At 54.2% G+C, this 25,372-nt stretch carries 26 protein-coding genes and 1 pseudogene; 12 read left to right on the top strand and 15 right to left on the bottom strand.

What is annotated here, in order from left to right:
• A partial coding sequence (locus Q1B15_RS11000; RefSeq protein ID WP_299753789.1) for a hypothetical protein occupies positions 1-540 on the top strand: 540 nt, incomplete at its 5' end.
• 310 nt (positions 541-850) lie between these two features.
• Here the strand turns inward: Q1B15_RS11000 and Q1B15_RS10995 are convergent.
• The 8 genes from Q1B15_RS10995 to Q1B15_RS10960 form a co-directional block, all read right to left on the bottom strand.
• Positions 851-1,732 (bottom strand): protein phosphatase 2C domain-containing protein, encoded by an 882-nt coding sequence (locus Q1B15_RS10995; protein ID WP_299753788.1) that lies wholly within the window; start codon positions 1,730-1,732, stop codon positions 851-853.
• Positions 1,729-2,430, bottom strand: coding sequence for an FHA domain-containing protein (locus Q1B15_RS10990; RefSeq protein WP_299753787.1), 702 nt, complete (start codon positions 2,428-2,430; stop codon positions 1,729-1,731). The genes Q1B15_RS10995 and Q1B15_RS10990 overlap by 4 nt, the downstream gene beginning before the upstream one ends.
• Positions 2,431-2,670: 240 nt before the next feature.
• Positions 2,671-3,558, bottom strand: coding sequence for a PfkB family carbohydrate kinase (locus tag Q1B15_RS10985; protein WP_299753786.1), 888 nt, complete (start codon positions 3,556-3,558; stop codon positions 2,671-2,673).
• Positions 3,555-4,613, bottom strand: a complete 1,059-nt coding sequence (gene ugpC / locus Q1B15_RS10980; RefSeq protein WP_299753785.1) for a sn-glycerol-3-phosphate ABC transporter ATP-binding protein UgpC — start codon at positions 4,611-4,613, stop codon at positions 3,555-3,557. The genes Q1B15_RS10985 and ugpC overlap by 4 nt, the downstream gene beginning before the upstream one ends.
• A 2-nt stretch (positions 4,614-4,615) precedes the next feature.
• Positions 4,616-6,100: an argininosuccinate lyase gene (gene argH / locus Q1B15_RS10975; protein ID WP_299753784.1), complete on the bottom strand. Its 1,485-nt coding sequence runs from the start codon at positions 6,098-6,100 to the stop codon at positions 4,616-4,618.
• Positions 6,097-6,978: a carbohydrate ABC transporter permease gene (locus Q1B15_RS10970; protein WP_299753783.1), complete on the bottom strand. Its 882-nt coding sequence runs from the start codon at positions 6,976-6,978 to the stop codon at positions 6,097-6,099. Before Q1B15_RS10970 ends, argH begins: the two co-directional genes overlap by 4 nt.
• Positions 6,979-7,866: a sugar ABC transporter permease gene (locus Q1B15_RS10965; protein WP_299753782.1), complete on the bottom strand. Its 888-nt coding sequence runs from the start codon at positions 7,864-7,866 to the stop codon at positions 6,979-6,981.
• Positions 7,867-7,931: 65 nt separating this feature from the next.
• Positions 7,932-9,188, bottom strand: a complete 1,257-nt coding sequence (locus tag Q1B15_RS10960; RefSeq protein ID WP_299753781.1) for an extracellular solute-binding protein — start codon at positions 9,186-9,188, stop codon at positions 7,932-7,934.
• Between the two features lie 196 nt (positions 9,189-9,384).
• On the opposite strand from Q1B15_RS10960, the gene Q1B15_RS10955 reads away from it, so the two are divergent.
• The 5 genes from Q1B15_RS10955 (at position 9,385) to Q1B15_RS10935 (ending at position 14,383) form a co-directional block, all read left to right on the top strand.
• Entirely contained in the window at positions 9,385-10,455 is a 1,071-nt protein-coding gene (locus tag Q1B15_RS10955) for an ROK family transcriptional regulator (RefSeq protein ID WP_299753780.1), read from the top strand.
• Positions 10,456-10,469: 14 nt separating this feature from the next.
• Complete coding sequence (locus Q1B15_RS10950) at positions 10,470-12,821, top strand: PIG-L family deacetylase (protein ID WP_299753779.1); 2,352 nt, start codon at positions 10,470-10,472, stop codon at positions 12,819-12,821.
• A complete protein-coding gene (locus Q1B15_RS10945; protein ID WP_299753778.1) occupies positions 12,805-13,692 on the top strand; it encodes a DMT family transporter in 888 nt (295 codons plus the stop codon). The genes Q1B15_RS10950 and Q1B15_RS10945 overlap by 17 nt, the downstream gene beginning before the upstream one ends.
• Before the next feature lie 170 nt (positions 13,693-13,862).
• Entirely contained in the window at positions 13,863-14,063 is a 201-nt protein-coding gene (gene rpsU, locus Q1B15_RS10940) for a 30S ribosomal protein S21 (protein ID WP_299753777.1), read from the top strand.
• Between the two features lie 62 nt (positions 14,064-14,125).
• Positions 14,126-14,383, top strand: coding sequence for a hypothetical protein (locus tag Q1B15_RS10935; RefSeq protein WP_299753776.1), 258 nt, complete (start codon positions 14,126-14,128; stop codon positions 14,381-14,383).
• A 127-nt stretch (positions 14,384-14,510) separates the two neighbouring features.
• Here Q1B15_RS10935 and Q1B15_RS10930 read toward each other — a convergent pair.
• From Q1B15_RS10930 to Q1B15_RS10905, 6 genes and pseudogenes are all read right to left on the bottom strand, one after another.
• Positions 14,511-14,762 (bottom strand): annotated as a pseudogene (locus Q1B15_RS10930) (transposase); the annotation flags it as partial.
• 164 nt (positions 14,763-14,926) lie between these two features.
• On the bottom strand, positions 14,927-15,679 hold the full coding sequence (locus Q1B15_RS10925) for an ABC transporter permease subunit (RefSeq protein WP_299753775.1): 753 nt from the start codon (positions 15,677-15,679) through the stop codon (positions 14,927-14,929).
• 9 nt (positions 15,680-15,688) lie between these two features.
• Positions 15,689-16,489, bottom strand: coding sequence for an ABC transporter ATP-binding protein (locus tag Q1B15_RS10920; RefSeq protein ID WP_299753790.1), 801 nt, complete (start codon positions 16,487-16,489; stop codon positions 15,689-15,691).
• Positions 16,476-17,237 (bottom strand): ABC transporter permease subunit, encoded by a 762-nt coding sequence (locus Q1B15_RS10915; RefSeq protein ID WP_299753774.1) that lies wholly within the window; start codon positions 17,235-17,237, stop codon positions 16,476-16,478. Before Q1B15_RS10915 ends, Q1B15_RS10920 begins: the two co-directional genes overlap by 14 nt.
• A 72-nt stretch (positions 17,238-17,309) precedes the next feature.
• Positions 17,310-18,287 (bottom strand): ABC transporter substrate-binding protein, encoded by a 978-nt coding sequence (locus tag Q1B15_RS10910; RefSeq protein ID WP_299753773.1) that lies wholly within the window; start codon positions 18,285-18,287, stop codon positions 17,310-17,312.
• Positions 18,288-18,376: 89 nt separating this feature from the next.
• Entirely contained in the window at positions 18,377-19,066 is a 690-nt protein-coding gene (locus tag Q1B15_RS10905; protein ID WP_299753772.1) for an FCD domain-containing protein, read from the bottom strand.
• 166 nt (positions 19,067-19,232) lie between these two features.
• Here Q1B15_RS10905 and Q1B15_RS10900 point away from each other — a divergent pair, with 166 nt between their 5' ends.
• The 3 genes from Q1B15_RS10900 to Q1B15_RS10890 all read left to right on the top strand — a co-directional run bounded on the left by Q1B15_RS10900 (position 19,233) and on the right by Q1B15_RS10890 (position 22,515).
• Positions 19,233-19,919: a fumarylacetoacetate hydrolase family protein gene (locus tag Q1B15_RS10900; protein WP_299753771.1), complete on the top strand. Its 687-nt coding sequence runs from the start codon at positions 19,233-19,235 to the stop codon at positions 19,917-19,919.
• A 78-nt stretch (positions 19,920-19,997) separates the two neighbouring features.
• Positions 19,998-21,533 (top strand): acyl--CoA ligase, encoded by a 1,536-nt coding sequence (locus Q1B15_RS10895; RefSeq protein ID WP_299753770.1) that lies wholly within the window; start codon positions 19,998-20,000, stop codon positions 21,531-21,533.
• Positions 21,534-21,537: 4 nt separating this feature from the next.
• Positions 21,538-22,515, top strand: a complete 978-nt coding sequence (locus Q1B15_RS10890) for a 2-dehydropantoate 2-reductase (RefSeq protein WP_299753769.1) — start codon at positions 21,538-21,540, stop codon at positions 22,513-22,515.
• 51 nt (positions 22,516-22,566) lie between these two features.
• Here Q1B15_RS10890 and Q1B15_RS10885 read toward each other — a convergent pair whose 3' ends face one another.
• Positions 22,567-23,439, bottom strand: coding sequence for a MurR/RpiR family transcriptional regulator (locus tag Q1B15_RS10885; protein ID WP_299753768.1), 873 nt, complete (start codon positions 23,437-23,439; stop codon positions 22,567-22,569).
• Between the two features lie 118 nt (positions 23,440-23,557).
• Between Q1B15_RS10885 and Q1B15_RS10880 the strand changes: the two genes are divergently transcribed.
• The 3 genes from Q1B15_RS10880 to Q1B15_RS10870 all read left to right on the top strand — a co-directional run.
• Positions 23,558-24,322 (top strand): N-formylglutamate amidohydrolase, encoded by a 765-nt coding sequence (locus Q1B15_RS10880; RefSeq protein WP_299753767.1) that lies wholly within the window; start codon positions 23,558-23,560, stop codon positions 24,320-24,322.
• Entirely contained in the window at positions 24,286-24,837 is a 552-nt protein-coding gene (locus tag Q1B15_RS10875) for a TRAP transporter small permease subunit (RefSeq protein WP_299753766.1), read from the top strand. The genes Q1B15_RS10880 and Q1B15_RS10875 overlap by 37 nt, the downstream gene beginning before the upstream one ends.
• The coding region (locus Q1B15_RS10870; RefSeq protein WP_299753765.1) for a TRAP transporter large permease subunit at positions 24,837-25,372 on the top strand (536 nt) is incomplete at its 3' end. The genes Q1B15_RS10875 and Q1B15_RS10870, both read left to right, overlap by 1 nt.

Here is a 25,372-nt window from a genome sequence, read left to right as displayed (position 1 = left end):
GTGGCTTTGATCGGCGGTCTCGCAGTCGCTATCTTGGCAAGCGCCGGCATCGCTGGCTATTTGATGACCCAAGGCACCGTTGCGCAAGAACTTGTAATCGATCAAGAAACCCCTGCTGTTGTGGCGGAGGCGGTCCCAATGGCGCCCTACGCAACACCCGCTCTAATTGAACCTACCATTCCGACATTCCTGACTGAGAGCGTGATCCCATCAGACACTGACGCGCGCACTGCTAACGTGGAATGGACGGCTGCAGTGGCGTCGCCAGTCTTACTGCAAGGCGAACAGTCCGCAACGCTTCCACGCCTAGAGAGGCTTGTGACAGCTGCGCGCCCTCCACAAATTTCGTTCCCTACCGTATCCGAGGCAAGTTTCAGTTTTGTGTTTGCGGTCGCAGATACCAATTTTACGACAATGCAACGCGATAGCACTCCAACCGCAGTTGAGGGAATTACTGTCCTTTTCCGCGCGTCAGCGGAACCATCGCCGAGCATCGATACGCGACTACCTGCAAGACCTTGGCCGGGCTCAACTCGCTGAGCAACTAAGCCACCAACCATTGGCATTGGCCTCGCCGCTTGGGTTCGAGGGGGGCTTTGTATCTGGTCTCCAAAGAAGGACGCACGTGCGGCAACTACAGCAGTAAGATCCTCAGAGTCCGCGCGGTCAAAAGCACGCTCTGTCGATGCTCCATATGAAGTGTACAGGTATATTTGAAGGGAGACGTCCCTTCCACAATCTGACCTTGAGCCAAAAAATCAAAAGACTGGACCTGTACGCAAACGCAAACAAGCAAACGACGGGAATATTAGCAGGGAAAACGTGTAAGAAGATAATTGAGCTATTTTACTTAACCTTCTCTTTGGAATGATAAAAGCCTTGTCTGAGACATACCACCAACAGCACGGCGGGATCGGTATTGTGGAAAAGCCGCCGCCGCCTGCGTACGGTTTACTTTGATAACCGAAACCGAAATATTATCCTGATCTGGGTCTTTCAATGCATTCACAGTAGTTAGCAACGCAAATGCAATCTCAGTACTCGAGCGTTCTTCGTTGTCGCTCACCACAGCCGAAATCTCGGCGTTGGTGAGCGATTGCAAACCATCGCTGGCAACCAAAACGATATCGCCTTCGCGAACATGAAACGGTTCTTGCGGACAATCAATCTTTGCCACGCTATCGCCAAGCAAAACCGAACGCAGGCAATTGCGGTCAGGGTGATGCAAGCCTTCCTCGGGGGAAAGAAGACCCTTCGCGACCATTCGGTCGATCTCGGGTGCCATCGAATGATCTTCGTTTAATTGCCACATAGCGCCATCGCGATGCAGGTACAAAGGCGAGTCCCCTACCGAGATCCAGTACAGTCGATCTTCTACAAGAAGCGGCGCGACCAATGTAGCGCCCATGCCGTAGTTGCGTGGATTTTCAGAGACGTAGTCGCGAATACATGCATTTGACGTCATCGCCGCACTTTTCAGAATTTCCGGAATATGCGCCTCATGCTTCTTCAAGTCAGAAAGCTTGAATTTCAACTCTGCAAAGACTTCTGTCACAAGAATGGAACTTGCGATTTCACCGGCAGCGTGGCCACCCATTCCGTCTGCAAGAACCACAAACCCTACATCCATTCCAGCTGGGAAGTCAGTGACGACCGCATCCTCCTGGATCTCTCTCATTCCCTGGCCAAGTGCTGTGGCAACATCAAAACGCGCATAAGCCTGCGAGGTCATTTCGATCCTCCTTTGTCTAGAATGGGCGCCCAGCTGAAATGATCGTCGCAAAATGCGGCGATCCGCAGGGTGGTTTTACCAATTGTAATTCGGTCACCATGTGACAGATCGGCTTTAACTTCGACGGTGACACCGTTCAATCGGACCCAATTGATACCTTCACCGTGGCTGATCTGAAAGCGATGCTGTGCAATGTCGTATGTAATATAAGCGTGGTTCAGTAGCGAAATCGTCTGATCCCCGAAGTCGAGACAAACGTCTTGAACTGCTCCGCGCCCAATGTGCGTCAACCCACTTTCCAAAGCAAACCAGTCGCCGATTCCGGGGCCCTCAATGATAACAAGCCAGCCAACCGGCCGGCGCACGCGACCAGAGCGCATCGTGTCAAATCCTTCAGACGGATTATTTGATCCACATTGTTCGCCTTCCGGTAAAAGGCGTGTCCTGACGCGCCCGCTACGGCCGTTCGGCCTCACCATTGGGCTGGTATTTTCGTGCTTAGCGCTTTCTGACTTGGGCGATTGCACATTTCCATCAATCTCATTAAATTGAGTGATCTCAACAACATTGGATGAAACTTGCATGCGGCCTTGCCGTCCAGTTAGGCGAAAAGGCTCGGCATCCGGCGCGGGAACATCGCGTGCAAACAGCTTTCGCAGGCTCATAAAGATCGTCACGCCCAGAGCCTCGTCGCACATCTCAAGGCGAAATTCTGAACGGTGAATGTCTCAACCGGGCACAATCCGAACTTGGGGAGCGCGCAAAGAGCGCTTCTTAAGCCATCGTCTTCTTGCACGATTGCTGCCATTCAGGGTTCCATTCAAAACCGGGTGTTTATTACCCTATTGCTCACTTTCTAAACAAAAAAAGTGGGCAAAACGGAGATGCATTTGAGTGCACTTTGCGGCCATATCAGCGTGGCAATCGCCTGTTAGCCGTTAATGAAAGCTTGGTTCAGCCAATTGCCCGTCCACCACTCCTGCCAATCCGCCGACACCACCTGCCGATTGAACTGACGCTGCGCCGCAGGCATTGCCTCTTTGAAGGCACAGCTGAAGAGAAGCACCTTTCAGCCATTGCGAAATGAAGCCGCCATTGAACGCATCTCCGGCACCAGTGGCATCCACAACGCGCAAAGGTTTGGTCGCTTCATGCACCCATTCTGATTGGCGCAACTTTCGCGCCCTGGCACCAGCTTTCCCATTCTTTACCACGGTTAAAGCAGCACATGTCTCCGGCACCCCAATGGCAAGTAATGCTTCCAACTCACGCTGATTGGGAAGAAAAACATCTACGGCAGCAATCAAATCCCGAACCTCAGGGCGAAATTCATCTTGCCAGCCGCAATCAAGCGAAATGGTCATCCCGCACCTGCGAGCGTGGTCAACCAAGTCCGGATTTTCCTCAAGTGTTCCAAGCTCGCCAATATGCAGATGGGAAAACGCTGACATCGCACCAGGATCAATCGGCGGAAGGGCCTGCCCGGAAGCCCGTGTCAAAAAAGCCCGATCTGACCCACAGGGTATGGCCACTGTGATCTGCGGATCTGCCCCCGCGGACGCAGGGCGGCACAGTTTTGATGTGACTTTGTGCGCCGCGAGTTGCGAAAGAACGGTGGCGTCGAACGGCGCGGCTGGAATAATGGAAAACTGCGACGCACGCTCTCCCAAGGCCGCAAGGGTTGCAGCGGTGATAAACGCACCTCCACCCGCATGCAGGGACACACCTTTGGCAAAAACTTCGGTCCCAAGCGTCGGCAACCGTGGCGTCCCTGTGAAGACGACATCGCAATAAAGCCGCCCGGCACAAAGGATCGCCGCGCTCATGTCCAAGCAATTCCGGTTTTAGCGTCAAACATATGCAAATGCTCGACGCCCGCGCCAAGATAAACCGTATCGCCAACCTTCGGGGGGCTACGCCCATCTGCCTTCGCGATGACCTCACCGCTTGGCGTTTCCACGTAGATGAGCGTCTCGGGGCCCAAAGGCTCAAGAACGGTGACCTGACCACTGATGATTGGGTTAATGTCGTCTGGGTGCAAATCGTCAGGGCGCACACCGATCAGGACATCGGAAACCTCGGGTATCCTGTCAAACTCCATAGCCACGCGCTGCCCGCCTTCAAGCGTCACCCCCCCATCGGTCACGCGTGCCGACAACATGTTCATCGAAGGCGCGCCAATAAACCGGGCGACGAAAGTATTTGCGGGCTTGTGGTAAACTTCGGCTGGCGTGCCGACTTGCTGGATATGACCATCTTTCATGATCACGATGCGGTCTGCCATGGTCATAGCTTCAATCTGATCATGGGTCACAAAGATGATCGTATTTCCGACCCGCTGATGCAGACGTTTTATCTCCAGACGCATCTGTGTGCGAAGTTGCGCATCAAGATTGGAAAGGGGTTCGTCAAACAGGAACACGGCAGGATCACGCACCATGGCCCGCCCAATGGCGACCCGTTGCCGTTGCCCACCTGAAAGCTGCGAAGGCTTACGCTCCAACAGGTCCACCATATCGAGAATACCAGCAACCTCTTGAATACGCTTTTCTTTGTCGGGCTTTGGCATCTTTGAAGATCGCAATCCGAACGCGATATTCTTTTTCACCGACATATGCGGGTAGATCGCATAGTTTTGAAACACCATCGCAATATCGCGCTCTTTGGGCTCAAGATTATTCACCTCGCGGTCGCCAATTTCGATGATCCCGCTTGTGGTCTCTTCAAGACCCGCGATCAGCCGCAAGGTCGTCGATTTTCCGCAGCCGGAAGGACCGACAAAGACCACGAATTCCCCATCCGCCACATCAAGCGAAATACCGTGAAGCACCTCGGTAGACCCGTAGGATTTCGTAAGCGAGCGTAAGGCAAGATTGGCCAAGGTCAGGTCTCCAGAATGGACGTGAATGCCGTGTCGAGACGCCTGGCAGCACTGTGAATACGGTCGACACGCACGCGCTGCGCCGCACCGATAGCGTTCAATTCTTCGCCGTAGTGCGACAAGGCCTGCGCCAAAGCCTCTGGCGCCGGCCCTCCAATGCAGTTGCGCACAGCAACGAAGTTTTCAGCCGACGTCACGCGGCGGAAATCCGGCTCGCCCATTGCCGGGCCCTGCCCGACCTCGGCGCCAAAGGCGGCCGTGAAGGCTTCGAACCCATCTCCAAGCGGGATGGACTGCGCAATGACCACACGCGCAGTCTTTGCAGCGATCTCATGGGCCTGACGAAAAGTAAGCCCCTCCTCGCGCACCAGAGTATCTGCAAGTTCGGTGATCGTGATACAGGCCGCATCCGTATTGCGCCGCACGTTCGTTTCGTTGATTGAACATGCTGGCAAAAATGCCGTCAAAAGGTCGATGACCCGCCGCCCGCTTTCAAACGCTTCATAGCCCACCTGCTGAACCTCGCCCTCGCTGTCGTTCATGTCCGTAAACGGCGTATTGTGCATCGTGTTCACAACCATATCGCACCGACCAACAGTAACGGACGACAGGTGGCGCATATGCTCAATCGGTACCGGATTGCGCTTCTGCGGCATGATCGAACTTATCTGAACAAGAGAATTAGGCACGTAAAGCTGCCCGACCTCAAAGCTTGACCAGAACGCCATGTCCTGAACGACGCGCCCGAGATGAAGGAAGACCAGCTTCATCGCACTATAAAGCCCGGTCACATAGTCCACAGACGCGATACAGCCATAGGAATTGACCAGCGGCCCCTCAAATCCAAGAAGGTTGGCCATCCGCCTGCGGTCTATGGGAAAACCGGACGTCGTGATTGCTGCTGCCCCCATTGGACAATGCCCCAGATTTTCAATCGCAGCGGAAAGACGCGCCGCATCGCGGTTTACGACCTCGATGATCGCACCGAGGTAGTGACCAAACGTCGTCGGCTGTGCGGGCTGGCCATGCGTAAAAGCCACGATTAAAGTGTCCGCTTCCGCCTCTGCTTTTGCAACCAGTGCATTAGACAGCCCGACAATCCCTGAAAGCAAGCCCTCTGCTTTGGTGCGAAGAACCATCTTAAACAGCGTATGGTCCATATCATTGCGCGAGCGTGCAGTGTGAAGTGCGCCGCCTAAGTCACCGAGACGGCTCCGCAATTCTGCTTCGACATAGAAGAAATAATCCTCGAACTCACCAGTGTAAGTCAAAGCGCCAATATCGGTCGCAGCCTCAACATCACGGAGGGCTACAGCAATTTTTGCCCCGTCGTCCGTCGACAAAATGCCGGTCTCAATCAACATCACCAAATGGGCCCGATTGATCGTCGCCATGTGGCCTGCATAATGCAATTTGACGCCCTCAAACAAAGGCGCAAGAACCGTCTCCTTGTAGGTCGGATCAGGGAAAACGCTTGTGTCTGTCATCCCTTCAATCCAGCCATAACGACACCGCGGATGATGAACCGCTGGAAAACCAGAAAAACAACCAGCGTCGGAATTGTGCTGACGGCCGCCCCGGTCATGATCAACTCCCACGCCACATCGGCCTCGTCGCCAAAGCCCGACAGGCCCACTGGTATCGTATACATATCAACTGAGTTGGTAACGATCAGAGGCCACAGGAACGCCGTCCAGTTGCCAAGGAACACAAAGATCGCCAAGGCGGCCAAAGCCGGCTTCACCAATGGCATCGCCACGGTCCACCAGATTTGTAACTCATTGAGCCCGTCGATGCGCGCCGCCTCAATGAAATCATCTGGGACACTCTCGAAGAATTGCTTCATCAAAAACGTGCCAAATGCCGTCATCATTCCCGGGAACATGATCCCCCAATAACTATCAAGCCACCCGAAACTCTGACTCATTAGATACCACGGGATCACCAGCATTTCGGTAGGGATCATCAACGTGGACAGGATCGCGATGAAGACAATCTGTCGTCCAGGAAAGCGAAACTTACATAGCGTGTAGCCAACCAGCGAGTCAAAAAGGAGGTTCGAGATCGTCGTCAGCGTGGCGATAATAATCGAATTTAAGAACCACCAATAAAACCGACCGTCCTCAAGAACGAAGGTATAGTTCTCGATTGTCGGCTCTTCGGGGATCAGATTGACGTTATAGACTTCGTGCGGCCATTTCAGCGACGTCGAGATCATGTAGGCAATCGGCATGACCATCAAAATGCCGCCGAAGAAAAGCACCAACCAGCGAATTATCTGCCCCATATTGCGCGGCTTGCGCGCGGGTTGCACGTTCAACAGCGCATTTGAAGAGGCGCGCGGAATATCTGAAGCCGCAACCATTTAGTTGCTCCTCAACAAGCGAAGCTGGATAAGCGAGACAATCAGCAAAATGGTAAATAAGACAACGGTCTGCGCGGCCGCATACCCCATGTCGAACCCATTGAACGCCGTGTCGTAGATCATCAGCACAAGCGGCTTCGTCGAATTCAAAGGACCGCCCGGATTGTTCGTCGTCATATTGAAGACGTGGTCAAATATGCGCAAAAAGCCGATGGACGAAAACACCACGATGAACACGATTGTCGGGCGCAAAAGCGGCAGTGTGATCTGCGTCAAGATTGTCCACCATCCGACCCCGTCAATCTTTGCAGCCTCGTAATAGCTTGTTGGAATGGCCCGAATTCCAGCCATGAAAATAATCACCTGAAACCCAAGCCCGGCCCAAACCGCTGGCGCCAACACAGACGGCAAAGCGTTGGTGGTTGAGTTCAAAAAACTGATCTGCGGAATTCCGAAACCCGCCAGAATGTTGTTGAACAATCCAACCGGTACATCCTGGTAAAACCAGCGCCAAACCCAGGCCATCGCAACCGCGCTTGTCATGAATGGCAGGAAATACAGCATCCTGAGGAATCCGTGCATAAACCTCAACTTATCAAGGTGATACGCAATCAAAAACGAAAGAACGAGGCTGAATGGTGTACCGATCAGCAGATACAAAAATGTATTCTGAAAGACTTTCCAGAAGGTTGGATCATTCCAAAGCTTCTCGTAGTTTTCCAGCCCCGCCCAGGTCCGATCTCCAAGAAGATTCCAGTTCTGAAAGCTGATCAGAATGGCATTCCCCGTCGGGTAAAACCTGATCACCACATAGAAAATCACTGGTAGAGCCAGGAAGCTCCAGGCCCAGACGATCTGCTTCTGGCGAATGGTGAGATTGCGATACATTGATGTCGCCCTTAGGGGTCGATAACGCCGCCCCGATCATCAAGACCGGAGCGGCAAGAACAGCATCAGTCGCTGTAATATTCGTCGAGGATCTTCTGCTCAGCTTCGGCGGCAATTGCGATACTGTCTTCGACGCTCATATCCTGAAGCTGGATACGCTCAACCATTTCAACCATTAGCTGGCGCTGCGCACTTTCGTTAGCGAATTTGGTTGTGTTGGCATAAGCCAGACCACGGATGAACGGTCCATAAACATCGTTGTTCGCATTTGCCTCAGTCAGACCAACCGATGGTTTCGCCGGCAGTTCGCCAACGACATCAAGCCAGATCTGCATCGCCTCATCCGAGGTGATGTATTCCATGAACTTCACTGAAGCATCATACTTTTCGCCCTCGGCCTTCGTGGTGATCGCGTTCACCCAATAGGACGAATAGTTCGATCGCGTGCCATCGGCAGTCGCCGGAAGCTCGGTTACGCCCCACTCAAGACCGCGTGTTTTATCAAGCGATCCAATCCGGAACGAGCCATCAATATGCATGCCCGCACGACCCGCTTTGAAGGCGGCTTGTGGTTCATCCATAAAGCCGATTGCCGAAACAGGGTTTTCGCCTTCAAACAGGTTTGTGTAGAACTCAAGTGCCTTCACGCCCGCTTCCGAATTGTAATTCACTGTTTGATAGTCGTTAGTGTAAGGCTCGCCGCCCATCTGACGGATCAGACCTTCGCGCCACCAGTGGTGATCTTGCGCGGTCATACCCGCCGTAACACCAACCTGAGTGATGTTGCCGGCGCCATCGAATTTCGTCATCGCAGCGGCTGCGGCTAAAAACTCTTCCAAATTTGTCGGCGGCTCAACACCGGCCTCTTCCATTAGACGCTTGTTGTAAAACAGGGCAAGCGATCGAACTGCCGTCGGCAAGGCCCAATAAGCATCGCCGTCCTTCATGGCCTGAACCATCGGGAAGAACTCTTCATCCACCATTGACGGCGGGAAAGTGTCGGCAGGAAGTGGCTGGATCAATTCAGCTTTCACGTAATCGTTCAACCATCCGTAAAACAACTGTACGACGTCAGGCCCCTCACCCGCTGGAATTGCCGCGGCAACTTTGGTGCGATAATCGGCATACGGAAAATGCGTCATCGTCACGGTCATATCCGGGTTCGCTGACTGGAAATTCTCAATCAACTGCTCCATCGCTGTGACACGAGCATCGAAGAAATACTGCCAGTACTCAATTTCGACCGCGTTGGCGGCGCTTGCGAACAAGGCCGTCGCCGAGGTCAGGCCAGCTGCGACCATGCCCTTAAAATGCTTTTTCATTGCATAACTCCCTAGATGGCAACTTTTGATTTTGTGACTCCTTCCTCCCGATTAACTCAACCAGATTGATTATTCAAATTATTTGAGTTAATCCGCGACTATGTTTCAGCACGCCCCCCTCCAAGGCAGCAATGCCGAGCGCTCACGCCACCAAAACCGGCAAGCCGTTCTGGGACAAATCCATCGTCAAGGCACCATGGGACGCGCGGAAATTGCCCGCGCTTTGTCCCTTTCAACCCAAGCCGTCAGCAACATCATTGCGGATCTTTCGGGCGACGGTCTATTGATTGAACGCGGGCACCTCAACGTTGGCCGCGGCCAACCCGCCAGACAATATGCGTTGAACCCAAAGGGTGGTTTCGCGCTTGGGATCGAAGTCCGACCAGATGCCGTCTTGTCAGCTCTTCTCAACATGGAAGGCCAAGCGGCCGTAACCAAGCGCGTCGCCCTGCAAAAGACAGACCCAGGCACAATCGTCGATACGGTCAAAACACTCTTTCACCATGCTCTAGCCGACGTGCCCAATGCCCGTCGCCGCATGCTTGGCGCCGGCATTGTCATGCCCGGTCCCTTCGGTGCGACTGGCATTGCAGGCCATGGCACGGGACTTGAAGACTGGTGCGACGTCGACCCAACCACACTCTTTTCCGATGCCCTCGGTCTTCCCGTCGAGGTCAGCAATGATGCCAATGCCGCCGCCATGGCCGAACGCCTCAGCGGTGCTGCGCAAGATCTTTCCACCTATGCCTACCTCTACTTTGGAGCAGGTCTCGGGCTTGGCCTTGTCAGCGGCGGCCACCTTGTTCAGGGCGCGTTCGGCAATGCAGGCGAAATCGGCCACATCCCTGCGCCCGGCTGCCGCGACAATCTCGAAAGCGCGCTCAGCCGTTCGTCGGTTCAAAGACATCTGCAGAGGGTCGGCAAAAAGGGCGACGATATCGAAGCACTAGATGAGCTTTTTACCCACGAAGACAACGACCTGTACGACTGGCTTAATCAAGCTACCGAGGCTCTCGCCTATGCAGTTACGATCGTTGAGAATATTTTTGATCCGGAAACGGTGATACTTGGCGGCGCAATGCCAGACCAGATCCTCAACCACTTCGTCGCGCACACGCTGCTTCCTGCCCAATCAGTCTCAAACCGCCCCAACCCCAAACTACCCCGCCTTCAACGCGGCACATCGGGGCGAATGACAGCGACACTCGGCGCCGCGGCCCTTGTCCTTCACCGAACGCTTTCGCCACAAATCGCCCACGCCCACTGATCGGACCACCAACAATGCCTCTCAAAGAAAGTGCCCGCATTGCGACAGACCAGGGCGCCCCGCGCATCCTGGACCTTTGGAGGGCCCTGACCGCGTTGCGCAGTATCGTGTCATTCATGAACACCGGGGCGCACCCCGACGACGAAACATCAGCCATGCTTGCAGCCCTGCGTTTTCGCGACGGTATAGACATCTCTTACGCCTGTTCGACCCGTGGTGAAGGCGGACAAAATGACATTGGCACCGAAACGACTGAAGCCTTGGGCGTCTTGCGCACCGCGGAAATGGAAGCCGCTTGCGATCAGCTTGATCTACGCATGTATTGGCTCTCCGAAGGCCCAGACGACCCTATATTCGACTTCGGCTTTTCAAAATCTGGCAAAGAGACCCTAGGAAAATGGGGCCGCGAGCGGACATTGGCGCGTTTCGTCGAGATTATACGCCGCGAACGCCCCGACATCATCTGTCCCACGTTTCTGGATGTCCCGGGCCAACACGGCCACCACCGCGCAATGACTGAAGCCGCCCACACGGTCATGGGCCTCTCTGCAGACCCGGATTTCAAAGGGAGCGATCTCCCCGCATGGCAGGTCAAAAAACTCTATCTTCCCGCGTGGTCCGGCGCTGGACAGGCCTATGACGACGACCTTCCGCCGCCTCCCGCGACGTTGACCGTGACAGCCACAGACAGCGATCCCGTCACCGGCTGGAGTTTTGCGCGCATCGGACAGCAAAGCCGCGTCCTTCACGCCACCCAAGCCATGGGACGATGGGTCCGGCGCGGGGACGAAACAGATTTCCCCCTCCACCTTGCACAAACGCGCGTAGCCGGCCCCGACACCGACATTGTATCCAGTTTGCCCGCAACCCTTACAGATCTTCCCGCGCCAGAGGCGAGCGAACACCTTGAAATCGCACAGAAAGGTATTGATGCTGCGCTCGCAGCTTTCCCGTCCTGTCCGGAAGTCCTCGTCTATACAACCCGCGCCCTTACCGCGCTGAGATACGCGCGCGACGCCCTCAGCGCCGACAACCAAAGCGCCTTCGGCCACAAGCTCGCCCGTAAAGAAGAACAGCTTTCCAAGGTCATACGCATCGCGGCAGGTGTTGAGCTTCACGCCACGCTCGCCAAAGACGTCCTGCGACCCGGTGACAGCGTAGACGTTGTCTTTGAAACCGATCCAGGCGCCGCCACCTTGGACGTGAGCACCTTCCTTCCGAGCGGCTGGTCACAGAACGGCGACACCCTATCGCTCGACAAAACAGCGACCACCTCAAACCCATACCCCGACACCTACCTGCCGGGCGCACCCGAAGCGCCTTGCCTTAGTGTGAATGTCACTGTCCACGGCCTCACATCGACAACAACCGTCCCCTTTGAGACCACGCCCGTCGTCGTCCCAACCCGTGCCGCCACGATTAGCCCAAAGGCCGAAATTATAAATACGGCGGCACCAAACCGCACCATTGTGGTTCGCGTGGAAGACGTTGGCCCACTAGACGCCGACGTTACTCTTAAAGTCCCCGAGGGCTGGCATGCCGAGCGAACCGACAATCAATTCTTCATCAAGGCCCCGAAGGACCTTCAAACCGGCCTTTACGTTTTAACACTTCAGATCGAAGGCGAAGACGCGGCAAGCATTCAGCATATCCAGCGCGCCCACATTACTCCCCGCGCCCTCGTGCGCGCCGCCGAGATCAAAGTGCGCGTTGTAAACGCCACGCTGCCCGACGTGCGCGTCGGCTACATTGGCGGCGGCAACGACCGGATCGCGCATTGGCTGTCTCGCATGGGGACGGATGTCACCGATCTCTCAGACACGGATCTGACAGACGCCACTCTCGCAAAGTTTGACACCATCGTCGTCGGTATCTTCGCAATGAAATTTCGCCCCGGCCTGTCCGACGCAATGCCACGCCTCCACGCCTGGACACGCAATGGTGGAACCTTGGTCACGCTCTATCATCGTCCTTGGGACAACTGGGACGCTGAAACAACAGCGCCGTATCGCCTTGAAATCGGGCAGCCGTCATTGCGTTGGCGCGTTACTGACGAAGCCGCAAAGGTTGACCTGCTGGAGCCAGACCACTCACTTCTTCACACCCCAAACGAAATTGGGGCCGATGATTGGGCAAACTGGCATAAAGAGCGCGGCCTTTACTTCGCGAAAGATTGGGACGTGGCCTATAAACCCCTGATCTCAATGCACGACCCAGACGAAGCCCCCTTACACGGTGCTTGGTTGGCAGCTGACGTCGGCGCCGGGCGGCACATCCACATGTCTCTCATCTTGCACCACCAAATGGAAAAGCTATCACCCGGAGCCTTCCGCATAATGGCCAATCTTCTTGCTCGTCGCAGTTGACCAACCTCGCAATCTGACTGGTGCCGCCTGGCTGTTGGTGGACATGTCACTCAACATCTGGGCGCTGGCCATCGTCAAAGCTGTGGGGCTGGGCTACCCGGCTTTCCAAATCGTGTTCCTGCGCGCACTGGTGGGTCTCGTTCTGATGCTTCCATGGATCCTCCAACACCGACAAGCCTTCTCGAATTTAACCGACCTGCCGCTGCACCTGATGCGCGTCGTCTTTTCTGCCATAGCCCTAACGGCCAGCTTTTATGCCATCACCCGCCTACCGCTGGCCCTGTTTACGGCGATCGGCTTCACCCGTCCGATCCTGACCATGATCGCCGCTGCGCTCATCTTGCGCGAAATCATTTCCCGAGGTCGTTGGGCCGCCGCCCTCGTCGGACTGCTTGGCGCCATCATAGCTGTAGAACCTGCCAAGCATTCTGGCGGTTCCGGCCTTGCCGCACAGGTCATCACCGTCATCTCGGCAACCGCGGTCGTGATCGTGACGCGCCGCCTTGTTGAAGCGCCGACCGTTGTGATGATGACGTTTTACACCGCCGGATTGACGGTGATCGCCGTCCCCTTTGCGCTCGCATCATGGCAACCCGTGCCCGCAGACCAATGGCCCGCGCTCCTTGCCATCGGAGCCTTCGCCCAGTGCGCGCAATTTTGTTTTTTGCGCGCGCACAGATATGGTCAGGCGGCTTTCCTCGCGATCTTGTCTTATGCCAGCCTGATCTTCTCCACGACTGTCGGCTATTGGGTCTTCGAAGAGGTTCCAAGCCTAAGCTTCTGGTTCGGAGCGTCGCTGATTATCGCCGCAACGCTTTGGATCACACTGCACCGCGCGCCCACAGCAGAAGCCGCACAACCGTCGGCATAAAACGTTGCCCGGAAGCTCATATAAAATAGTGCAGACGAGTTTAGTCGGTTCGGCCCACTGGACTCCTTCATTTCGCATCACAGCAGACTAGACAAAGAAATAACACCTTGATAAACGGCGGGTCGCCGCAAGTTATTGTAAATTTTTTCTAGAGAGGTGGTGGAAACCACATGCAGGTCAGTGTTCGCGACAACAATGTCGATCAAGCCCTTCGGGTCTTGAAGAAAAAGCTACAGCGCGAAGGCGTGTTCCGTGAAATGAGGCTCAAGCAACATTTCGAGAAACCGTCCGAGAAAAAGGCGCGTAATAAAGCTGAAGCAATCCGCCGTGCCCGTAAATTGGCGCGTAAGAAATTAGAGCGCGAAGGGTAATGTAAGTCATAGCTTTGCATTGACGGATTTTGAAACCGCCCGTGGCGGCAGCGTCAGATTAAATGAACCTGCTCACTCTGATGCTGAGCGGAGTATGGAAGCTCGGACTTTTTTATACTTGCTTGGTGATCATCAATCAGCACGACACTAAGACCGGAGAAGGTTCTAACCCAAACCGCAACAGTTTAGTTGGCGCGGTCAATGAATATAACGCTGTCCCAATCCGCGCTCAGCGGGCATTTCTGTCGCCGAAGGCCAAGCGCACAATAAGTGACAGCACCATGCCGCCCGACCTCACGCTCGGACATTTCCTGACCTGACCTCTTCTCCTCGACTGGGGCAAGCAAGAGAGGTTATTCGGGGTCGCCTGATACCATCGAGAAAACTGGTGATATCATGTGCGGACATACATGGCCCCGTCATTTTAATGGGGTCCAGCCGTAGAATTCAGGCGGCTGTTTTGAGTTTCATGTCAGGTGTTATGCCGCCGATGCCCATGTTGGGTCGCTCGTTGTCGTAAGGCCCGAGCCAATCCGCGGCCTGTTTCTGCGCCCCCTCAATAGTTTCAAAGATGTATTGATCCAGCCGTTCATGCCTGACCGGTCGGTTGTATCGCTCGATATAAGCGTTCTGCTACAGCCGGCGGGGCTGGATGTGCGCCAAAGTGATATTGTGCTTCTCAGCCCATTCCATCAACTTTTGGCGAGTGGATTCTAGGTCGAAAAGAGCCTTTGCGCTTGACGGATACTCAGGGGCTGGATGGCAGGCCGTTGAAGTGGCGAAAGGGGCTGCGATTTGTCATCCCGCGAAGCTAAGGTCACCGCCCCGCCCCCCACAAGTCAGTTTCCTGTGACACCACCAGATCAACGCTTCGATGCGTAGTATGATACCCGCCTTTCGAGATAGGCGAGAAACTCGGAAATAGTGAACGCAAGCGCGAAGAGGACGATCAGAACTGCCCAAAAATGCCCCATCAGGAAGTTAGCCGAATAGAGCTCGAACAACGCTCCGAAGCCGACAATTGAAATTAGAAGTTGGCCAATTATCACACCCTTAACCGCTCGGATGATCCCGATACGAACCCCGCCTAGAATCTCCGGAAGCGCCGCCCAGAAATAGATTTTAAAGAAAGCGTTGAGCGGCGACGCACCAAAGCTATGCGCCATTTCAACGAGCGATCTGTTGATCTGAATAACCCCTGCGCGGGAATTCAATATGATGATCCAGATTGCGAACAACGCCGTCGTAATGATGATCGACTTCATTCCAAATCCGAATAGAACCATGAGCACCGGCACAAGCGCCGTTAGCGGTGCGCTGAGGAATACGTTTACCCAGGGCAGCAACAGTTCATCCAGAAGTCTGCTTTTGCCCATAAGGATACCAACCGGGATTCCAATCGCGATTGCAAACGCCACGCCAACAAAGAACGCGTAAGCTGTCTCAGCCAGAGCTTTCTGAAACGCCGGAGTCCCGATGATCGAAAAAAGAGTCGCCAGAACTTCACTCAGCGGGGGGATAAAGAAGGTCAGTTCTGCTTGACCGACAATTTCCCAGAGCAGTCCCCAAACTATCAAAGACGACATTCCTGGAAGTCGATATCCATAGACTATCATGACCTGTCCCTATTCCACATAGCCACGAAGCGAGGCCCAGATGTTGTCGACAATGTCGAGATATTCGGGGTCACGGCGAATGTTATCAACACCCTTGTCCCGAAAGCTTGATGGTCGGATGATTTCAGAGACACGGCTCGGCCGGGGCAACAAGATTGCGATCTGATCAGAGACGTATACAGCCTCTTCGATTGAATGCGTCACGAAGATGAACGTCTTGTTCTCGATTTGCACAAGGTTCAGGAGGTCTTCCTGAAATTTGCGTCGGGTTTGTTCATCCACTGCCGAGAATGGCTCGTCCATCAGAAGAACGTCCGAATCGACCGCAAGCGCGCGGGCAAGCCCCACGCGCTGCCGCATCCCGCCGGAAAGCTCATGCGGATAGCTTTGTTCGAACCCGGCAAGGCCGACTTCCTTAATATACTTTTCGGCAATCGCCTCACGCTCGGACGCTGCGACCCCCCGCATCTCAAGCCCGAATGCTACGTTACGGATAACAGTTGCCCAGGGCAAAAGAGCGAAGTCTTGAAAGACGAAAGCTCTGTCTTTGCCCGGTCCCGAAACAGTTTTTCCGTTGACTTCAACCTGGCCCGAGGTGGGTTCCAGAAGGCCGGCAATAATCTTCAGGAGTGTCGTCTTCCCACAGCCTGAAGGCCCAAGCAGGGACGTGAGCTGGCCACGTGGAAACTCCAGAGACATATCACGCAGGGCTTCAACGTCCCCGTAATTCTTCGAAATATTGCGGACCGAGACGGCGCTCTCGAATTCCATTGGCGTCGTCTGCGCCGTCACTTCTTTAATCGGAGACATAGCCACGTTGGTTTCCTTTGAAGAGAACTTTTTCAATCTTCTCGAGCAGGTTCAGAAACAGAACAGCGAGAAGGATGATCGAGAATATGGCCGCATACATACTGGGATAATCGGCAATCGATCGACTGTAGGTTATGATATCTCCCACGCCGGTCGGAGTAATCTTCAATTCGGCCAGGATCGCGCCAATAAAGCCCGCCGAGATACCTAAACGAAGACCTGCAAAAATGACCGGCGATGCAGCCGGGATCACAATTCTAAGTAGAATTGATGTCTTGGAAGCCAAGAAAGACTGGCCCATTTCCTTAATAGATTCCGGCGTGTTTCGAACAGCGCCACTGGTATTCAAAACGATGACTGGCATTGCCATAATGCACACTACAATCACCTTCGAAGTCAGACCTATCCCATAGGCAAGAACCAAAAGCGGGATTAGTGCTGCCAGCGGTGCGGCCTGCATAACGATGAAAATTGGCGAAAAAAGCCAGTCGAAAAAACTGTTCAAGCCGACCCATAGGCCAATCGCAATTCCAAGCACGGCAGAGATCGCAATTCCAATCGCCAAAGGACGGAGCGTTTCAGAGTAAGCCTCGAACATCATTCCGTTCATGGTCATTTCGAAAAGTGCTGTCATCGACTCCAGGAACGTCGGAAATGCGAAGCTAACCGGGATGCGACCGGCAATCTCCCACGCACCAAAAAGAACAACTGCTGACAAAAGTTTCAGGAGAAGGGCGCGATTGAGCATGTTCAGCTTTCTCTCAGGAATCTGCAAAATGCCGCCGCGCCTGCGAAGAAGCGCGGCAGCCGTTGAGAGTGGTTATTTCATTGCCGCATCAAGCGGTGCGAGATACCAGAAGTCTTCGATTTTCAACTCGCTTGGAGACCCCTCGAGTTGGCCAGCGGACGAATACCATTCCATATCTGCCTGAGCCGCTTTGCGTCCGCCGCCATTGGGATCATAAAGACCGCCCTCGACCGCATCCGCATAAAAGCCATCAAGCTCCGCAAGGATCTCAGCGGGAAGCTGACCAATCGGGCCGTCAGGATCGGTCTCGCGGCGAATAATAGTCGGATCTTCGTGCATGTCCTGCCATGTGCTTAAAAGGGCATTTACGAAAATCGCGACGTCATCTTCGTTCTCCTGAATCCAATTCAGGTTCCCAAAGAGTGCCTCGTCGCTCGCTTCAACTTCAAACATCTCAAGTACATTGAAGTTTGCCGCAGCATCGCTACGCATAAGCTTGTTTTTGTTTGATAAATCGATGATCGTTGCATCGGCACGACCGCCTAGAAGAGCGGCCACACGGTTGGATGAGCCCGGAACATACGACCGATCACCAAAGGTGATACCCACCCGGTCTTCGATCACGTTTGCAATTGAATCCGTGCCGCCTCCGCGCGAGTGCAGAAGGATCGGTTCGCCATCCAGTTCCTGAAGCGTTCCGTATTTGGCGGTAGTGACCGGGAAGAATTTCAGCTTTGAAAGCTGGAAGATGATGCGGAGCGGCGCCTTCGATCGCTGCATGGCTGCGTAAGGTGTGCCAAATCCAATGTCCATCTGGCCGCTCAAAACAGCCTGAATGGCTAGTTCTTCGTCCGAGAATGCCGTCCATTCATAGTCAAGGCCGTTAGCCTTGGCACGGTCGAGGGCCACGAAGAAGGCCGCCAATTCGTCGGACGGCGTCTCCGCCAGAGCAATCTTAATTCTCTCGGCGTGTGCCGCGCCTACTGTAATGCCGATTGCCAATGGCAACGCGATAGCGGCCACTGCGGCCCGTTTCAAAAGGTGTATCATCTATCTCCTCCCTGAGATTTTCTAGTTAATATTTACGTGTGTGGTCACCGGCATTCCGCTCATTCTGATCCACGCATTTAGTTCTTTACTCAAACCTCTCCGAACAGCCTGGCCGACACGGATACAAGATGTGCCCGCATAGCGGCTTGCGCTGCGGCTGGATTTCGCGCCTCGATTGCAGCGACGATCTGGTCATGTTCAGCAAAACTCGTATGACTGCGTGGCGCGCGATCAGATGTTCGGACAACAGTGTTCCAAGCAACAGCGCGCCTCACCCCATTCAGATGACCGAATAGCGACAAAATAAGAACGTTGCCTGAAGCCTCAGCGATTAACCGATGAAAAATGTCATCTTGCGCTTCGTACTCATCCCACGACTGCGCATTCAAGGCATGGTCGCGAGCCAATTTCAGTCGCGTCACAGAATCCTCAGATGCGTTAATTGCCGCCTCTAAGGCGATCGCAGGTTCTAACGAAAGACGCGCGCGCATAAGCTGTATAGGCGTGACCTGCTGGCTCAGCACAGAAAGAGCACTTGCCCCCGCCTGAAGGCCTTGAGATGCAATGAATGTGCCCTTACCAACATGACGCCAAATCGAACCCTCGCGTTCAAGCATGTCAAAAGCCTTCCGCAGCGTGGAGCGACTCATACCGAGCCTTACGATCAGTTCACGTTCGGCAGGAAGCCGATCGCCGGGCTTGTAATCGCCGCCCTCGATAAACGCGCGAAGCGCGCCGACCGCATCCGCCGCATCCGCCACATCGGGCTTCATGTACATTTTATTCTCCGGATATTGGTCAACCAATTCTCTCCATTCTCGCCATATTCGCCCAATTTTCGCTATCTTTCAACAAAAAAATCGATTTTTCTAAATTGGTTCCGATTGATTTGTTAATTGGTCTCGGTTAGAAAGACTTCCAATCAGGAAAATTTCGGAGGAAAGAATGGCTGAATTTGTTATCGCTACGCCGGAAGTTGTGGCCCTACCCATTGCCGGATCGGATGCGCTTTTTCCTGTTCGCAGGGTCTATTGCATCGGGCGCAACTATGCCGCCCATGCGATAGAAATGGGTCACGATCCGGACCGAGAGCCACCGTTCTTTTTCCAGAAAAACCCGAACAACCTGGATTCCTCGGGGACGTTCCCCTACCCGCCACACAGCTCAGATGTACACCACGAAGCAGAGATGTATGTGGCGCTTAAGTCCGGGGGCGCCAATATCTCAGTCGATAAAGCTCTCGACCATGTTTACGGTTATGGTCTGTCGCTTGATATGACGAGACGCGATCTTCAAAGCGAAATGAAGAAAATGGGGCGCCCATGGGAGATCGGCAAGGCATTCGAGCGTTCCGCGCCCTGTGGACCGATCCATCCTGCCTCCGAGGTCGGACATCCTGACAAGGGGCACCTCTCGCTGACGGTGAACGGTGAAGTACGGCAAGAAGGTGATCTGAACCAGATGATCTGGAAGGTTCCGGAGATGATTTCGTATCTAAGTGAATATTTCGAGCTTGCCCCTGGCGATGTCATACAATCGGGCACTCCCTCGGGTGTTGGTCCGGTCGAAAAGGGCGATGTTATGGTGATGACGATTGATGGGCTTGGAAGTCTGACGGTCGACGTCGCTTAAGCCTTGGTCTCCCAGTACAGTCCGAACATCCGACTGCGCCTATGACGCAGTCGGGCATACAGCGTTGAGGAGCAATCAATGACCAGGACGATCTCTTCGCTGATCGCTTCTCATAATCCTGAAATGCCAGCAATAGGCGCACCCGGGCGCGTTTGGTTAAGCTACAGTGAACTGCGCGACCTCAGCGCTGAAGTGGCGGTAGCGTTGCATACCATCGGTATCGGACGGGGCGATCGCGTGGCGATCGTTCTTCCGAACGGGCCTGAGATGGCGACGGCCTTTATCACTATCGCGCAAGTGGCAACCACGGCTCCCCTAAATCCAGGCTACAATCAGGAAGAATACGCTTTCTATCTCAAAGACCTGAAGGCAAAGGCAATTCTTGTAGGTGCAGATTACGATGGACCGGCACTGCCTGCCGCTGCGGACTGTGGGGTCTCCGTGTTGCGCCTATCATTCGATGAAAGTGGTCCCTCAGGTGCATTCAAAATAGCGTCTGACATCATACTTGGTGCTGCCGATGTTTCTGCGCCCACCGAAGATGACGTTGCATTGATCTTGCACACGTCTGGAACGACATCACGGCCGAAAATCGTGCCGCTAACCCAGGCCAACGTCCACGCATCGGCCCAAAACATCCGGACCTCTCTGGCACTGACATCAAACGACCGCTGCCTGAACGTCATGCCACTGTTCCATATTCACGGACTGATTGCGGCCGTGTCTGCCTCGCTTGCAGCCGGCGCCCAGATCAGTTGCGCATCCGGCTTCAATGCCCTGGGCTTCTTTGCGCAACTCGAAGAAGTGAGACCGACGTGGTATTCGGCAGTGCCAACGATGCATCAGGCCATTCTTGCTCGCGCAGGCCGTAATCAGCAGATCATCGAGAGTGCAAACCTGCGGTTCGTCCGGTCATCCTCGGCGTCGCTTCCCGCTCCCGTGATGGAAAGCCTTGCGGCAACTTTCAAAGCGCCGGTAATCGAAGCCTACGGCATGACCGAAGCCACACATCAGATGTGCTGCAACCCCTTGCCGCCTCGTGCACAAAAACCCGGTTCTGTCGGTATGGAAGCAGGTCCGGAGGTTAGAATCGCCCACGAAGCTGAAAACCGGATTCTCGACCCAAGCAGTACCGGAGAAATTGTTATCAGCGGTCCAAACGTCACTCTCGGCTATGAAAACAACCAAACGGCTAATGAGGACAGCTTCTTTGAGGCGGACGGAAAGCGGTGGTTCCGGACCGGAGATCAGGGCGCTTTTGACGGCGACCGCTATCTTCGACTGACAGGACGGCTCAAGGAAATTATCAACCGTGGCGGCGAGAAGATCAGCCCCCTCGAAGTCGACGCAGTACTTTTGAGGCATCCCGAGATCGCGCAGATAGTCTGTTTTGCGGTGCCACACGACAAGCTTGGCGAAGAGATCGCGGCAGCCGCCGTGCTGACAGAAGGATCGACGCTAAGCGAGAGGGACATCCGCGCCTTTGCATCTAAGCATCTGGTAAAGTTCAAAGTGCCGAAATCAGTATTGATCCTTGAGGAAATCCCTAAAGGAGCGACAGGAAAAATCCAACGCATCGGCATGGCCGAAAAGCTCGGACTCGCGGGGGCATAAGTCTATGAAGATCTGCATCTTTGGGGCTGGCGCCATCGGCGGCTATTTAGGCGTCAAGTTGGCACAGGCTGGCATCGACGTAAGTCTCGTGGCGCGCGGCCCTCATCTGGAGGCAATGCAGTCCAATGGATTGACGCTGATCGAAGACGGGCAAGAACGGTCAACGGTCTCGGTCAACGCCTCGGACAATGCTGGAGATCTCGGGCCTCAGGATTACGTCATCGTCACTCTCAAAGCGCACTCGGTGCCTGCGGTTGTCGACAGGATGCAACCGCTTATCGGAGAAAACACAACGCTTGTGAGCGGCGTAAATGGGGTGCCATGGTGGTATTTCCACAAGCTCGGCGGAAGATATGAGGGCACACGGCTTTCATCGGTCGATCCCGACAATGCCCAATGGAATGGCTTCGGGCCGGACCGAGTTATTGGCTGCGTCGTTTATCCTGCCGCCGAGGTTGTCGAGCCCGGTGTTGTGAAGCACATCGAAGGCAATCGGTTCTCGCTGGGAGAGCCGGACGGATCCAAATCCGAGCGCGCGCGGTCACTATCGCAAGCGTTGACAAGTGCAGGTCTGAAGGCACCGGTGCGGCCTCGTATTCGCGATGAGATATGGTTAAAATTATGGGGAAACCTGTCCTTTAACCCAATTTCTGCTCTGACCCATGCAACATTGGACGTCTTGTGCACTGATCCCGGCACACGTGCCGTTGCTCGCGGCATGATGGTCGAGGCGCAGGAAATTGCAGAGAAGCTCGGCGCTAAGTTCCCTATCGACGTTGACCGCCGTATCGAAGGCGGCGCAGCCGTTGGCGCCCACCGAACATCAATGTGGCAGGACCTAGAACTGGGTAGACCGATGGAAATCGACGCCCTCGTTTCATCGGTTCAAGAACTCGGACGTCTGACTAACACACCCACACCGACGATCGATACCGTTCTTGCGCTCGTTCAGCTAAGAGCAAGGACCGCAGGTTTATACTAATCCGATGTTCAAACTAAAAAGATATTTGTGTAGTTGTCTTCGCAATGGGTGCTAGGTGAACTTTCTAAACAGCTTTGTTTTATCGAAAATGTCTTCAAGTTCTTGCATGCGGTTTTTTGTACTGTCCCAATTCAAAGTTTGAATCGCAGAGATCATGCTTTCAATCAAAAGCATGGTCGTCGTGGCCGAGTCCCAGGCGGACGGGACGATGATCTGGCTGGTCAAACAAACATCTGCAATCCGGTGTACGGGAGAACGCCAGTGGTCGGTGAATAGCACAACCTTAGCGCCGCGCGCGCGTGCCATTTCCGCAAGTTTCAGAGTGTTATTCTCATATCGTCTGACATCGAAAATAACAAAAACGTCACCATCACCTGCGTTCAAAAGATAGTGCGGCCAAGTATTTGAAGTGGACTGCACATGGGTCAGGTTTGGGCGGATGACCTGCATATGCATGAAGAGGTATTCCGCAAGCGTATGCGTGATCCGTCCACCGACAATGTAAAGATGGCGCCTTTGATCAGCAACGAGAGCGCAGGCTTGGTCGAAAGCAACTGGGTCAATATGCGCCATCGTGTTGCGGATATTATCGATCACCGCTTCGGTGAAGCGGTTCAGGATGTGTTCAGAGGGGGCGGCGCCTGCCCACGTCTCGTGTTTCGCGATTGGACCCTTCGCAATCGCCCCCAACTCGTCACGTAAATCAGCCTGAAAATCAGGATACCCCTTGTATCCAAGCTTCTGTACCATTCGCGCTACGGTAGGGACTGAAACATTGGCACCTTTCGCCAATGTGGCCAATGGACCAAGCCCAGATGCTGGATAATTCTCCAGAATGGACAAGGCAAGCTGACGTTCCGCACGCGTCAAGCCATCCAGCTTTTCCTGAATGCGATCCGATATTGTCAGGTTTGCATCAACCATTGGAGATGCCTCGTATTTCGGCAAAAAATTAACAGGGCGCAGCACTCTGTGATAAATTTTTCATAATTGTGTTGACAGAAAGCTGCCTTGGCAAGACTTTTTGAAAGTGGGAGCTGTAATGAATCACCTAGATCGCCCGTTGAATGAAACCATTGTCGACGTACGCAATGCACAAGCGTTGTCTTCAGTCGTTGTCGTTTGCGAACACGCAAGCGCTTATATTCCGGGTGAGTTTGAAAATTTGGGCCTAGCCGATGAGATGCTGTATAGCCACGTGGCATGGGACCCTGGCGCGATGGCACTGGCTGAGGGAATGGCAGAGCGTCTCGACGCAATTTTGATCGCCGCTAAAACCTCTCGCTTGGTTTACGATTGCAATCGCCCTCCTCACGCGCCTGATGCAATGCCTGCGCGAAGTGAAATTGTGGATGTGCCGGGCAACATAAGCCTAAGCGCTGCGCAGAAGGCTGAACGGGTGAAAAAATATTATGAACCGTTTTACTCTACGGTAGCAGAGACTATGGCCGGTATAGCCGACCCAATTCTTGTCACTGTGCACAGTTTCACACCTATTTTTCATGGGAACGTTCGAGACGTCGAGATTGGGATACTGCACGATAGCGACTCGCGCCTGGCGGATGCTCTTCTTTCCACCTCGAGTGCCAATACACCCCGCACAGTTCGTCGGAATGAACCTTATGGACCCACAGATGGCGTGACCCACACGCTTAAAGAACATGCTCTGCCGAGCGGGCATTTGAATGTCATGCTTGAAGTGCGCAATGACCTGATCGCAACCGAGGTGGCACAGGCCTCAATGGCTAAGATGATATCAAAGTGGCTTGAATGCGCGCTGGCGACGACCGTGGCCAAAAGATGTTGAGTCTGGTGCAAAGCTATATAAAAGCCGTTGACACGATGAACTATCGCATCGGGCGGGTGGTGATGTACGGCATCTTCTTGATGATGGCGATCCTGCTTTGGTCTTCGATCAGCAAGACTTTTTTCGTGCCCTCGCTTTGGACGCTAGAAGTGGCCCAATTCGCTATGGTAGCTTACTATATGCTGGGCGGCCCCTATTCGATCCAAATGGGCTCAAACGTGAGAATGGATCTTCTCTACGGAGAGTGGAATGATCACCGCAAGGCGCAGATCGATGCAATGTCGGTGTTTTTTCTGATCGTCTATCTGATTTTCTTGCTTTGGGGTGGTTGGGAAAGCTTCCAGTACTCGATCAGCTATGGGGGCGAGCGCAGCCCTTCAGTTTGGAGGCCTTACCTATGGCCGATAAAGGCGATCATGCTGGTCGGAATCTTCCTGATGCTGCTGCAGGCAATTTCCGAGCTTTTCAAGGATATCTTGCGCATTAAGGGCCATGACATGGGGGCAAAGGTCTGATGTCCTACGAGGCCATCGCCATCCTTATGTTCTCGTCTATGATGCTGATGCTTCTGACGGGACAACGTGTCTTTGGGGCGATCGGGTTTGTTGCTGTCGTTGCGGCGTTCTTTCTTTGGGGCGACCGAGGCGGTTACGATCTGGGCTTTTCCGCCGCGATCAAGTTGATGAAATGGTATCCTTTGTTGACGTTACCGATGTTCATTTTCATGGGCTACGTCCTTTCGGAATCCAAAATCGCCGACGATCTATACAAGATGTTCCATGTTTGGATGGGTGGGCTGTCGGGCGGCCTTGCTGTCGGCACCATCGGACTAATGGTCCTGATTTCGGCGATGAATGGGTTGTCAGTCGCCGGCATGGCCATAGGGGCAACCATCGCGCTGCCTGAGCTTTTAAAACGTGGCTACGACAAACGAATGGTGACGGGAGTCATACAGGCCGGTTCGTCGCTGGGGATACTTGTTCCGCCGTCTGTGGTGCTAGTGCTGTACGCGATGATCGCTCGGCAACCCGTGGGGCAGTTGTGGCTGGC

Origin of the sequence: uncultured Boseongicola sp. (genome assembly GCF_937988555.1) — a bacterium.
Lineage (GTDB): Bacteria > Pseudomonadota > Alphaproteobacteria > Rhodobacterales > Rhodobacteraceae > Boseongicola.
This window is presented reverse-complemented; position numbering and strand designations above follow the sequence as displayed.